Source organism: Luteimonas fraxinea, from assembly GCF_021233355.1.
Taxonomy (GTDB): domain Bacteria; phylum Pseudomonadota; class Gammaproteobacteria; order Xanthomonadales; family Xanthomonadaceae; genus Luteimonas; species Luteimonas fraxinea.
Window position 1 is genome coordinate 2,158,529 of sequence record NZ_CP089507.1, and the last position, 12,911, is coordinate 2,171,439.

The 12,911-nt window shown below is 66.9% G+C and carries 8 protein-coding genes; 5 read left to right on the forward strand and 3 right to left on the reverse strand.

The genetic code is table 11. From position 1 onward, the window contains the following. The first annotated feature begins 22 nt into the window (after positions 1–22). Both bioH and bioC read left to right on the forward strand, forming a co-directional pair. The gene (gene bioH, locus LU699_RS09630; protein WP_232136854.1) at positions 23–784 is read left to right on the forward strand and encodes a pimeloyl-ACP methyl ester esterase BioH; all 762 of its coding nucleotides are present in this window, start codon (positions 23–25) and stop codon (positions 782–784) included. Then, positions 781–1,683, forward strand: coding sequence for a malonyl-ACP O-methyltransferase BioC (gene bioC, locus LU699_RS09635; protein ID WP_232136780.1), 903 nt, complete (start codon positions 781–783; stop codon positions 1,681–1,683). Before bioH ends, bioC begins: the two co-directional genes overlap by 4 nt. A gap of 54 nt (positions 1,684–1,737) precedes the next feature. On the opposite strand, the gene LU699_RS09640 is transcribed toward bioC, so the two are convergent. Continuing rightward, a complete protein-coding gene (locus LU699_RS09640) occupies positions 1,738–3,177 on the reverse strand; it encodes an amino acid permease (RefSeq protein WP_232136781.1) in 1,440 nt (479 codons plus the stop codon). A gap of 223 nt (positions 3,178–3,400) precedes the next feature. Beyond that, positions 3,401–4,303 carry a LysR family transcriptional regulator gene (locus tag LU699_RS09645; RefSeq protein ID WP_232136782.1) on the reverse strand — a complete coding sequence of 301 codons (903 nt, stop codon included), beginning with the start codon at positions 4,301–4,303 and terminating at the stop codon, positions 3,401–3,403. A gap of 192 nt (positions 4,304–4,495) precedes the next feature. On the opposite strand from LU699_RS09645, the gene LU699_RS09650 reads away from it, so the two are divergent. The 3 genes from LU699_RS09650 to galE all read left to right on the forward strand — a co-directional run bounded on the left by LU699_RS09650 (position 4,496) and on the right by galE (position 10,843). Further along, positions 4,496–5,659, forward strand: a complete 1,164-nt coding sequence (locus LU699_RS09650) for a mandelate racemase/muconate lactonizing enzyme family protein (protein ID WP_232136783.1) — start codon at positions 4,496–4,498, stop codon at positions 5,657–5,659. Between the two features lie 274 nt (positions 5,660–5,933). Continuing rightward, a complete protein-coding gene (locus tag LU699_RS09655; RefSeq protein WP_232136784.1) occupies positions 5,934–9,731 on the forward strand; it encodes an NAD(P)-binding protein in 3,798 nt (1,265 codons plus the stop codon). Continuing rightward, positions 9,728–10,843 (forward strand): UDP-glucose 4-epimerase GalE, encoded by a 1,116-nt coding sequence (galE, locus tag LU699_RS09660; protein ID WP_232136785.1) that lies wholly within the window; start codon positions 9,728–9,730, stop codon positions 10,841–10,843. Before LU699_RS09655 ends, galE begins: the two co-directional genes overlap by 4 nt. On the opposite strand, the gene LU699_RS09665 is transcribed toward galE, so the two are convergent. Further along, entirely contained in the window at positions 10,827–12,869 is a 2,043-nt protein-coding gene (locus LU699_RS09665; RefSeq protein WP_232136787.1) for a TonB-dependent receptor, read from the reverse strand. The genes galE and LU699_RS09665 overlap by 17 nt on opposite strands. Positions 12,870–12,911: the final 42 nt, after the last annotated feature.

Here is a 12,911-nt window from a genome sequence, read left to right on the forward strand (position 1 = left end):
CACATTGGACAATCCGCACGGCCTGCACATCGAAGTGGCCGGCACGGGCGCACCGCTGGTGCTGCTGCACGGCTGGGCGATGCATGGCGGCGTGTTCGCTGCATTGCGTGAGCGCCTCGAGTCGCAGCGCACGCTGTATCTCGTCGACCTGCCGGGCCACGGCCTGAGCCGCGACAGCACCTTGCCGCTGGCGATCGATCCCGTCGTCGATGCACTGGTCGATGTGCTACCACCCGCACCGTGGCTCGGCTGGTCGCTCGGTGGTCTGATCGCATTGCAGGCCGCCGCGCTGCATCCCGATCGCGTGCCCGCGCTGGTGATGCTGTGCGCGAGCCCGCGTTTCGTGCGCGGCACCGACTGGACGCATGGCATGTCGCCGGAGATCTTCCGCGATTTCGCGAAGGGTCTGCGCAGCGACTACCGCGGCACGCTGGACCGCTTCATCGCGCTGGAGGCGTTCGGTTCCGACGATGCGCGCAGCGAACTGCGCGCGCTGCGCGCCGAAGTGTTCGCGCGCGGCGAGCCGGCTGCGCATGTGCTCGCCGATGGTCTCGGCCTGCTGGAAAAATCCGATCTGCGCGCACATCTGCCCGCGTTGGTGGTGCCCAGCCTGTGGATGTCCGGCCGTCGCGACCGCCTCGTCGATCCACGCGCGATGGACGCCGCGGCCGCACTCGCAAACGGCGCCGTCGCCCACACCGTCGCGCATGCCGGGCACGCGCCATTCCTGACCCACGCCGACGCGGTCGCCGCGCGGCTGCTCGAGTTTCTCAACGCACCATGAAACCGATTTTCGATCCCCGCCAGGTCCGCCGCGCGTTCTCGCGCGCATCGACGAGTTATGCCGGCGCCGCCGCCCTGCAACGCGGCGTGGAAGCGCAGTTGCTCGAATCGCTGGAGTATCTCGACGACCGCGTGCCGGGCGTCGTGCTCGATGTCGGAAGTGGTCCGGCGCATGCCGCGCTGGCGATGCGGCAGCGTTGGCCGAAGTCGCGCATCGTCGCGGTCGATCTCTCCCTGTCGATGCTGCAGCAGGCGCCGGTGCGCACCGGTTGGCGCGATCGTCTTGGCCTGCAGAAGCCCGTCGACCGCGTGTGCGCCGATCTGCGCCTGCTGCCGTTCGCCGACAACAGCGTCGACGTGCTGTTCTCCAATCTGTGCCTGCAGTGGGTGGAAGACCTGCCGTCGACGTTCGCGGGCTTCCGTCGCGTGCTCAAGCCGGACGGCCTTCTGCTGGTGTCGACGTTCGGGCCGCAGACGCTGATCGAACTGCGCGAGTCCTTCGGCGTCGCCGACGCGCAGCCGCACGTCAGCCCGTTCGCCTCGATCGCAGAATTCGGCGACGCGCTGATGCGCGCGGGCTTCCGCAATCCCGTCGTCGACCGCGATGTCGCCGTGCACTGGCATCCGGACATGACCGCGCTGATGCGCGAGCAGCGTGCGATCGGTGCGACCAACGCGCTCGCCGAACGGCGTCGCGCGCTGACGGGGCGCGCGCGCTTCGCTGCCGCCGCGTCGCACTACGAACAGTTCCGCACGGCCGAGGGCCTGCCGGCCAGCTGGGAGTGGATCACCGCGATGGCGTGGTCGCCGCCGCACGGTGCGCCGATCCGCGAAGGCGCGGAAGAACTGGCGCGCTTCGATGCGGCGGCGATTCCGGTGCGGCGACGCAAGACCGACTGAGTCGGCGACCCGCGATCGGCCAGCGGCGCGATCGCGGGACCCCGGCGTGAGGCGTTATGCCACGCCGCCCTTCGCCAGCACGCTGTTGCGGCGCGAGTAGATCAGATACACCACGACGCCGAGCACGTTCCACGCCAGGAACCACAGCTGCGTGCGCGACGGCAGGCTCCAGAACAGGTACAGACAGCCGAGGATCGCGACCGGTCCCACCACCCACGCCAGTGGCGTGCGGAACACGCGCGGACGGTCGGGATCGCGGTGGCGCAAGACCAGCAGACAGACGGCCACCGCAGTGAACGCGGCCAGCGTGCCGGCATTGGCGAGCGCGGCGATTTCGTCCAGCCGCGCCACACCCGCGAGCGCGGCGACCAGCACCGCGGTGAACAGCGTGATCGCCACCGGCGTGCCGGTGCGCGGGTTGACCTTCGACAGGCCACGCGGCAGCAGACCATCGCGCGACATGACGAAGAAGATGCGGCTCTGGCCGTAGAAGAACGCGAGCAGCACGGTGGGAAGCGCGATGATCGCGACCACGCCGATCGCGAGCGCAGCGGTGGGATGGCCCAGCTCGCGCATGATCAGCGCCAGCGGCTCGGCGCTCTTGCCGAACACCGCAAAGCTCATCGCACCGACCGCAGCCAGCGCGACCAGCATGTAGATGATGGTGCAGCCGACCATCGAGCCGACGATGCCGATCGACAGGTCGCGTCCGGGGTTCTTGGTTTCCTCGGCCGCGGTGGAGATCGCATCGAAGCCGTAGAACGCGAAGAAGATGATGGCGGCCGCCGCCATGACCCCGCGCTCGACGCCATCTGCGCCGAGCGACTTCGAAAAACCGAACGGCATGAAGGGTTCGAGGTTGGCCGCATCGAACGCCGGCAGCGCAACCGCAATGAACACGCCGAGCGCAATCAGCTTGAATACCACCAGGATCGCGTTGAGCGTGGCGCTCTCGCGCGTGCCCGCGATCAGCAGACCGGCAACCGCGAACGTGATGACGATGGCCGGCACGTTGAGCACGCCGCCGGCATGCGGCCCCGCGGCCAGCGCCGCAGGCAGGGTGACGTTCCAGCCGAAGTTCGTCTGCAGCCATTCGAGAAAGCCGACGAAGTAGCCGGACCACCCGACTGCGACGGTGCTCACCACCAGCGAGTACTCGAGAATCAGGCTCCAGCCCACGACCCAGGCGATCGCCTCGCCGAGCACCGCATAGCTGTAGGTGTAGGCGCTGCCGGCCGCCGGTATCATCGTCGACAGCTCGGCGTAGGCCAGCGCGGCGCAGGCGCAGACCACGCCCGCGATCATGAAAGACAGCAGCACCGCGGGCCCGGCCTTGTCGGCGCCGACGCCGATCAGCGTGTAGATGCCGGTGCCGACGATGGCGCCGATACCGAGCGCGATCAGGTGCGGCCAGCCGAGCGTGCGGACCAGTCGACGACCCTCCTCATGCTCGGTGATCCGGTTGATGTCCTTGCGTCGCAGCCAAGCCTGCATGTCGATCAACCGGTCGAGGTGAGGCGCGTAGTCTGTGCCATCGCCGGGGGCTTGGCGAGATGCGGCGCGGCAGACCGGAGGCGCGGATTTCCCCGGGCGCGCCATCCGCCACTGGCATCAGAACTGGAGATCGCGCCCCGCCTGGACCGGGTACGCGGCTGCACGAGTGGATGGAAGCGGGGGCAGGCTGGATCGTGGCGGCCGAGACGTGGAGTCGCGTCAATCAATCCGCAGCACTCAACGCCACCCATAGTCTCTCCGCCTCTGCCCCGAGCTGCGCGCGATTGCGGAACAGGCAGATATCGACTGGAATCGCGTGGACTGTTTTCGATGAGGCCTCGACCAGTGCACCGGTGTGCAGATCCTCTTCGACCAGCGTGCGTGGCAGCCAGGCGATGCCATCGCCTGCTTTGCACATCTGCCGCAACGTCGCCGCGAGATCGGACGTGAACTTCACCGCGAACCGCGACCGTAACGACGCGAGTTGCGCGTCACTGGCCAGGATGCGCCCGAGTCCGGAATCATCGCTGTAGGACAGCACCGGAATGGCCTTGCCCGTGGCGCGCAGCTTCCAGATCGGACGGCCTGTCGCATCCGGCGCGCTGAAGGGCTGCAGGACATCGCGGCCGACAACGACGGATGTGAAACGTGTCGAGTCGAGCAGCAACCGCATGCGCGGGTGATGGTGGCAGAGCATGAACTGCGCGCCGTCCTCGAGCATGAGGCGTTCGCTGGCGCGCAGCGTGTCCGATACCAGCTGGAACGCGCCCAGTCGCGGGTCGTGATGCGCCTTGTGGATCCACGACGGAAAGAAGGTGAAAGACAGCGCGTGGGTCGAGATGAAGACCAGCGGCGGCCGGCGCAGGCCTGCGATATCCAGTGCTTCGTTGCGTGCCGCATGGATCGAACGCGAGAGCGCACCCGCGCGTTCGCGGAACGCCATACCGGCTGGTGTGAGGTGCACGCCCTGTCGCGACCGTTCGAACAAAGGGGTGCCCACCCCCGCTTCCAACGAACGGATGCGACGGCTGAAAGCCGGTTGCGTGAGATGACGGATTTCAGCCGCGCGGCGGAAGTTGAGGGTGTCCGCCAAGGCGAGGCAGTCTTCGATCCAGTTGAGCTCCATGATGCCGATTGTGCATCAGTGCAACCGGATTGGCATTGGAAGACCGCTGCATATACCGCCTAGTCTCGACCTCGATATAGGGATCGGCATCAAGCGCAGCACTGTTACGCAGGTCCAACGGCGAACCACGCCGACGCTCGCGCCACAGAACCGGTCTTCGAGCCCACCCCATGCATTTCAACAGGACAGATCATGCGCATCACTGACGTCGTCGAAATCACCAAGCCGATCGCTTCGCCCATCCGCAACGCGTACATCGATTTCAGCAGGATGACCGCGAGCCTCGTGGCGGTGGTCACCGACCAGGTGCGTGACGGTCGCCGCGTGGTCGGATACGGCTTCAATTCCAACGGACGTTACGGCCAAGGTGGTCTGATCCGCGAACGTTTCCGCGATCGCATCCTGCATGCCGAGCCCGATTCGCTGCTCGCCGACACTGGCGACAACCTCGATCCCGGCAAGGTCTGGGCGGCGATGATGTCGAACCAAAAGCCCGGCGGCCACGGCGAGCGCTCGGTCGCCGTCGGCACGCTGGACATGGCGATCTGGGACGCGACCGCCAAGATCGCCGGCAAGCCGCTGTTCCGTCTGCTCGCCGAGCAGAAGGGTGTCGAGGCCAACCCGCGCGTGTTCGTGTATGCCGCTGGCGGTTACTACTATCCGGGCAAGGACAACAGTGCGCTGCGCAAGGAAATGCGCAGCTATCTCGACCGCGGCTACACCGTGGTCAAGATGAAGATCGGCGGCGCATCGATCGACGAGGACCGCGCGCGGATCGAGTCGGTGCTGCAGGAAATCGGCAGTGACGCGCAGCTGGCGGTGGATGCCAACGGTCGTTTCGATCTGGAGACCGGCATCGCCTACGCGAAGATGCTGCGCGACTATCCGCTGTTCTGGTACGAGGAAGGCGGCGATCCGCTCGACTATGCGTTGCAGGCCGCGCTGTCGGAGTTCTATCCCGGCGCCATGGCGACCGGCGAAAACCTGTTCTCGCACCAGGACGCGCGCAATCTGCTGCGCTACGGCGGCATGCGTCCGGACCGCGATTACCTGCAGTTCGACTGCGCCCTGTCCTACGGTCTGGTCGAGTATCTGCGCACGCTGGATGTCCTGGAACAGTTCGGCTGGTCGCCCGCGCGCTGCATTCCGCATGGCGGTCACCAGATGTCACTCAACATTGCAGCGGGACTCGGGCTCGGCGGCAACGAGAGCTATCCGGATCTGTTCCAGCCGTATGGCGGCTTTCCGGACGGCGTGCGCGTGCAGGACGGCCATATCGTGATGCCGGAACTGCCGGGCATCGGTTTCGAGGGCAAGTCCGACCTCATCCGGGTCATGCGCGAATTGGCCGAATAACGGCGTCTGCAACTCGACGGTCGTCGGTGCGGCAGCCGTCGATACCGGCGTAACCGACGCGCGACGGTGCCTGAAGTGTTCACGCAAGCACCGGCGCAGCGGGTTGTGTGGAAACATCGCCCAACTCACGCCCACCGCACGGCGCCGCGCGCAGCTTCGCGCCAGCACCGATCCAACAGTCTTGGTTGTTATGCGTACTCCGCCCGTACTCCGGGCCTGAGCGGCACCGCTCTCCTTGTCCACTGTTCGACGGCATCCGGCCAGGAGGTCGCGCGTGCGCTGGATAGGCGGTTTCGAGGGCGCGGATCACATCAACGGTCGCGGCGTCGCGGTGTCGATGGCGCACGACAGCGGTCATCTGGCGCGGCTCGATCTCGACTACCGGCGTCTGCGCCGGATGGGATTCGATGCGGTGCGCGAAAGCGTCGGCTGGCGCATCAGTGAACACGCGATCGGCTTCGATTTCGACAGCGTGCATGCACGTGCGCAGGCGGCCGCGCGACACGGGCTGAGCATCCGCTGGACGCTGATGCATTACGGCGTGCCGGCACACGTGGATCTGCTCGCGGCCGACGACGAACGATTCATCCGCCGGTTCGCGCGCTTCTGCGCCGCTGTAGCCGACGTGCTGGTGCAGTACCCATCGTCTGCGCCGCGCATCTACACGCCGATCAACGAAATCTCGTTCCTCAGCTGGGGCGTGACCGCGACCGGCCTGTTCCATCCGCACACCGGCGACCGCGCCGACGAGGCGCCCGCGTTCAAGCGTCGACTGGTGCGCGCAGCGCTTGCCGGGCGCGCCGCGATTCTCGATGTCGACCCGACCGCCCGCATGATGTGGGTGGAGCCGCTGGTGCATGTCGCGGCGCCAGCGGATCGACCCGATCTGGTCGACGAGGCGACGCGTACCCACGCCTCGCAGTTCGAAGTGCTGGACATGCTGACCGGATGCGCGCAACGCTCGCTCGGCGGATCGCCGGCCTGCGTGGATCTGCTCGGCATCAACTACTACCACGGCAACCAGTGGCAGGTCGGGCAGGACACGCTGCTGGACTGGCACGACGCGCATCCACGTCGTGTGCCGCTGTCGCGACTGCTGCGCCAAGCGCACGAACGCTACCGCCTGCCGATGACGGTCAGCGAGACCAGTCACTTCGGTCACGGCCGCGCACGCTGGCTGGGCGAAGTCGCGACGCAGATCCGCATCGCACGCGAAGACGGCGCCGACATCGAAGGCGTCTGTCTCTATCCGGTCGTCGATCGTCCCGACTGGGAAGACGGCACGCATTGGCACCGCAGCGGTCTGTGGGATGCCGACCCCGACAACCCCCATCGACCGCCGGTGCTCGCGCGTGCCTATGCGCGCGCCTATGCGAATGCCCGACGTCTGCTCCAACGCTCGCTCCCTCCTTCCAGTGGAACCCAGCCCATGCGCCAGCTCCTCGTGTTCTCCCACCTGCGTTGGGATTTCGTCTACCAGCGTCCGCAGCACCTGCTCTCGCGTCTGGCCCAGCGCTGGGACGTGGTGTTCTTCGAAGAGCCCGTCTTCGATGCCGACCGTGCTGCGTGGCTGGAGGTCTCGCATCCCTGCAGCGGCGTGACCGTGTTGCGTCCGCATACGCAGATCGCCGAGCCCGGTTTCGCCGACGCGCAGTTCTCGGTGCTCGACGACCTGCTGCAGGCGTGGCTGGCCGAGCACGGGCAGGCCGACATGGGCGTGTGGCTCTACACGCCGATGGCGTTGCCGCTGGTGCAGAAGCTCGAGCCGGTGTCGGTGATCTACGACTGTATGGACCAGCTGAGTGCATTCCAGAATGCAACCGAGCGTCTGATGCATCGCGAACGCACGCTGCTGGAAGTCGCCGACCTCGTGTTCACTGGCGGGCCTGCGCTGCAGGATGCGAAGGCGGTCACCAATCCGGGCGCGCACTGCTTCCCGAGCAGCGTGGATGTGGCGCACTTCGCGCAGGGCCGTCGCGACGTATCGCTGCGCGAAGCAGGCGCGCCGGTGCGCGTGGGCTTCTTCGGCGTCATAGACGAGCGTCTGGATCTGCAGCTGATCGACGCGTTGGCACGCGCACATCCGGACTGGCAGATCGATCTGGTCGGTCCGGTGGTCAAGATCGATCCGGCGACGTTGCCGCGTGCGCAGAATCTGCACTACCACGGCCAGCGCGCCTATGCCGATTTGCCGGCAGCGGTGGCCGCTTGGGACGTCTGTCTGCTGCCGTTCGCCCTCAACGACGCGACGGCTTTCATCAGTCCGACCAAGACGCTGGAATACATGGCCGCGCGCAAGCCGGTGGTGAGCACGGCGGTGCGTGATGTCGAGCGGTTGTATGCCTCGGGCGTGACCATCGCCCGCGACCATGCCGGCTTCATCCAGGCCTGCGAGCGCGCGCTCGCTGAGACGCGCGACGCGATGCAGGCACGGATCGAAGCGCAGGATGCATTGACCGGTGCGGCGTCCTGGGACAGCACGGCCGAAGCGATGGCGCAGCTGATGCGCACGGCCGCGACGACCGGCCTTAATCCGCGCGCACGTGCGTATCTCGACGGGCAGCGCGTCGTCGCATTGCCGGAACCGCCGGTGGATTGCCTGATCCTTGGTGCAGGTCCGACAGGGCTGTCGGCCGCGTATCACTACGGCAAAGGCAGCGTGCTCGTGGAACGCGAGGAGACCGTCGGCGGCTGGTGTCGTTCGATCGACGACCAGGGCTTCAAGTTCGATTACGCCGGCCACATCATGTTCTCCAATGATCCGGACGTGCTGGCGCTCTACGAAGTGCTGCTGGGCGACAACCTGCACTGGCAGAACCGCGAGGCCTGGGTTTTCAGCAAGGGCGTGCACACGCGCTATCCGTTCCAGGGTGCGCTGCATGGCCTGCCGCCGGCAGTGCTCAAGGAATGTCTGGTCGGCGCGATCGAAGCGCGCTTCGGCGCGCTCGATGGGTCGACGCGCGTCGCGGCGCCTGTCGTCGCGCAGAAGAGCAGCGACACGGCACTGACGGACTGCTGCGCCGACGGCGCGGTCCCCGACAGCGCTGCGTCGATGCACGGCGCCGATCCGAAGGACCATGCGACCAGCGGCAAGGTCGCGACGCTGGCGCATCGCGCACCGGCGAACTTCGAGGAGTTCATCTTCCAGGTCTGGGGCGCCGGCGTCGCCAAGCATTTCGCCGTGCCTTACAACACCAAGCTGTGGACCGTGCCGCCGCGCGAGATGGAAACGTCGTGGCTCGGCGGGCGCGTGCCGATGCCGAATCTCGACGAGATGATCGAAGGCGCACTCGAACCGGTCATGGCGCCGGTCGGCCCGAATGCGCGCTTCGGCTATCCACTGCGTGGCGGTTTCCAGGCGTTGATGGACGGCTTCCTGCCGCATCTGGAAAGCACGCTGATGCTCGGCAAGACGATCACCGGCGTCTCGGTGACGAAGCGGCAGGTCACGTTGTCGGATGGGCATCGCCTGCGCTGGAAGCGTCTGGTCAGCACGCTGCCGTTGCCGCAGCTGGTGACGCTGCTCGGCGACGAAGCGCCGGAACGTGTGCGCGTTGCGGCCGCCGGCTTGCGCCACATCTCGGTGCGCTGCGTGAACATCGGCGTCGGCCGCGCAGACCTGACCGACAAGCATTGGATCTACTATCCCGAGCACACGATCTTCCATCGCATCTTCGTGCAGGGCAACGCGAGTCCGCACAACAATCCGGCCGGCGGGTTCGGCCTGACCTGCGAGATCACCTACTCGCCGACCAAGCCGCTGCCGGTCGATGGCGACGCCTTGATCGATCGCTGCATCGCCGAGTGCATCGAGGTCGGCATGATCGGCGCCGACGATCCGATCCTCACCGCGTCCATCGTCGACATGCCCTACGCCTACGTGCTCTACGACCATGCGCGCGCCGCGAACGTGGAGACCATCCGCGCCTGGCTGCTCGCGCACGATGTGATCCTCGCCGGCCGCTACAGCGAGTGGGAGTACTACAACTCCGATCATGCGTTTCTTGCCGGTCGCCGCGCAGCGCAGTCGGCACGGCTGGAAGAGACACGCAGCGAAGCGAGAGCGACTTGAACGCCGTCGGGCCGGGCGCAGTCGCGCCCGGCCCGGTTGTGGACGCTTCGCGACTGATCCTGGTCACCGGTGGCACGGGCTACATCGGTTCGCACACCTGCGTGTGCCTGCAGCAGGCGGGTTTCCGCGTGCTCGTGGTCGATGATCTGAGCAACAGCAATGTTGCAGTACTCGACGCGATCGAATCCGTGTCCGGTGAGCGGCCGCTGTTCGAGCAAGGCGACATCCTCGCGCCAGGATGGCTCGATGCCATCGTCGCGCGCTACCGGCCCGCCGCGGCGATCCACTTCGCGGGCGTCAAGTCCGTGGGCGAGTCGTCGCGTGATCCGCTGCGCTACTACGCGATCAACGTCGCCGGTTCCATCGCGCTGGTGCAGGCGCTCGCGCGCCAGGGCGATCCGCGCGTCGTCTTCAGTTCGTCGGCGACGGTCTACGGCGAGCCCGACAGCTTGCCGCTGCGCGAAGACCATCCACTGCGACCCGAAAGTGCCTATGGCCGCAGCAAGATGATGGTGGAACTGATGCTGGCCGACGTATGTGCGAGCGACGGTCGCGCGAGTGTCGTGTCACTGCGCTACTTCAATCCGATTGGCGCGCACGGCAGCGGGCAACTCGGTGATTCGCCATTGGGTGAGCCCGAGAATCTCGTCCCGTATCTGGGCCGTGTCGCGAACGGCACGCTGAAGCGTCTCCGCGTGTTCGGCGGCGATTACCCGACGCCCGACGGCACCTGCGTGCGCGACTACGTGCACGTCGTGGACCTGGCCGAGGCGCACGTCGCCGCGCTCGATTGCGTGCTGTCGGCGCCAGGGCATCGCGTTTTCAACATCGGCACCGGCGTCGGCACCTCGGTGCTCGATCTCGTCGGCGCGTATGCGGCGGCCAGCGGGTGCGAGCTGCCGTACACGATCGTCGAGCGACGACCGGGCGATGTTGCCTGCTTCTACGCCGACCCCCAGGCTGCGCGCGACACGCTGCAATGGCACGCGAAGCGTGGTCTCGGTGAGATGTGCGCCGACGCCTACCGCCATGTCGCAGATGGCGTGGCTCCAGAACTAATGCTGGCGGCGCCGACCCACGTTCCAGCGCCGCAGGTCACAGCCGCAGGCTGAGAGACACGAAGGCGCTGCGGCCCGGCGCCGGCGAGAACATCGGCTGCGCGGTGTCCCAGAAGAAGCTGTCGTACCAGGCGTAGGCGTATGCGCGGTCGGTCAGATTCTTGACCTGGAAGTCGACGCTCAGGCGTGGAGTGATCTGGTACTTCGCGCTCAGATCGAGCACGGCGAACTTGCCGAACTTCTCCGTCACGTTGCGCTCTTCGAGGTAGTAATCGCCCTGCGCGCGTGCCTGCAGTCCGAACGCGAGCGCATCGGTGGCGCGGTAGTCCACGCCGAGGTTGCTGACCGTGCGCGGGGTTGCCGCGACTTCGTTGCCTTCGATCGACAGACCGGCGGCGCGGCCGTCGCGTTCGATCTTCGCTTCCTGATACGCGTGTGAGGCGCGCAGCGTCCACCGCTCGCCCAGCTGCGCATCGATCTGTGCATCCACGCCGCGGCGGCGGGTCTTGCCCAGCACCACGGTCGTGCCGGTAGCGGGCATGTTGGAGACCTCGTTTTCGGCGTCCTGCTGCCACACCGCGATGCGCGCCTGGCTGCCGGCGAACGGCGCAAAGCGTAGACCAGCTTCCATGCCGGTGTTGGTCGAAGGCTGCATCGCCATCTGGCCCGGCGTCAGGTACGCGGGCGGCGTGGAGCCGGTCAGCACCTGGAAGGTGCGGCCCCAGTTCGCGTAGAGATTGGTGTCCGGCGACAGGGCATAGACCACGCTGAGCTTGGGCTGGCCGATGGTGCCGTAGTCCTGCAGCGGCGCACGCACGCCACCGGGCAGCTGGGTCGCGCCATCGAAGCGGTCGACGCGATAGGCCGGCACGATCTTAAGAGCGTCGACCGGCTGCCAGATCGCCTGCACGTAGGCGCCGGTGTTGTCGAAGCTGTGGAAGTCGTCGTTCTGCACGCGCGCGGGTGGCGCGTCGAAGTCGGTCGGCTCGGCGTAGTTGAAGCGCTGTCGCGTGTAGCCGTTGCGTTGCTGCTCGTAGTTGGCGCCGCTTTCGAGGGTGAGCGTGTCGCTGGCGACCCAGGTCAGCGTGGCGAGCATGCCGGTCTGCTTCTCGTCCCAGATGCGGCGCTGCCGCGGCGCATTGCCGGTGGGCAGATCGCTGAAGGTGACGCGGCGGTCGTCTTCGTAGCGGTTGTAGTAGAGCTTGCTGCCGAGCACGAGATTCTCGGCAAGCTTCAGATCCATGTGCACGCCGATCTGGCGCATCTCGCGGTCGTCGCCATCGTTGGCATTGCGGCGGTCGGAACTGCGCCGGTCGGCGGCCAGTTCCTCGGCGGTCATGAAGCCGGGTTCCTCGGCTTCCTGACGATAGGCGCGCGCGGTCACGCCGATGCGCATGCCGTCGTCGAGGCTGCCGTAGAACCACTTGCCGCCCAGCGAATACTTTTCCGACGCATCGTGGTCGCGATAGCCGTCCGAGGCCTGCACGCCGATGAAATAGTTCTGCGCGAAGCCGCCGCTCTCGCGGCCCACCGCGATCTGCGCTTCGCGCGTGTCGAAGCTGCCGTAGGTCAAGCGCGCATCGGTGTACTCGCCGCCCTGGCGCGTGCCGAAATTGATGTTGCCGCCGATGTTGTGCAGGCCGTAACGCGGATCGTTGGTGCCGCGCACGACTTCGATGTAGTCGATCTCCAGCGGAAACAGCATATCGATGAAGCGCTGGTTGCCGCTGTTGACGTTGCTCGGAATGCCGTCGATCAGCGTCTTGATGGCATTGAGATAGCCCTCGCCATTGAATGCGCGAAAGCTCACCTTGCCGGACTCCGCGCCCTGGCGCGTTTCGGTCAGCTGCATGCCGGGCATCTGCCCGAGCAGTTCCCAACTCTGCGTCACCGTCTTGTCTTCGATCTGCTCGGCGCCGAGCACGTCGACCGATGTCAGCACCTCGTGGGCGGTCAGCTGGCCGCGCGCCTGGTGCACGTGCACCGGCCCCATCGTGGTGGTGGCGCCCTGCGATTGGGCATGGGCGACGGGCGCGGTGAGGACCGCGGCGACGGCGGCGGCGAGCAGATGGACGTTCATGGCGTGCGGGGACTCGTGCAGGTGCCGGCGGCGTGCCGGTCA

What these genes read in the sequence shown, in the direction of transcription:
- bioC (WP_232136780.1), top strand. Translation starts at nt 781, where the DNA reads ATGAAACCGATTTTCGATCCCCGCCAGGTCCGCCGCGCGTTCTCGCGC.
- LU699_RS09640 (WP_232136781.1), bottom strand. Translation starts at nt 3,177, where the DNA reads ATGCAGGCTTGGCTGCGACGCAAGGACATCAACCGGATCACCGAGCAT.
- LU699_RS09645 (WP_232136782.1), bottom strand. Translation starts at nt 4,303, where the DNA reads ATGGAGCTCAACTGGATCGAAGACTGCCTCGCCTTGGCGGACACCCTC.
- LU699_RS09650 (WP_232136783.1), top strand. Translation starts at nt 4,496, where the DNA reads ATGCGCATCACTGACGTCGTCGAAATCACCAAGCCGATCGCTTCGCCC.
- LU699_RS09665 (WP_232136787.1), bottom strand. Translation starts at nt 12,869, where the DNA reads ATGAACGTCCATCTGCTCGCCGCCGCCGTCGCCGCGGTCCTCACCGCG.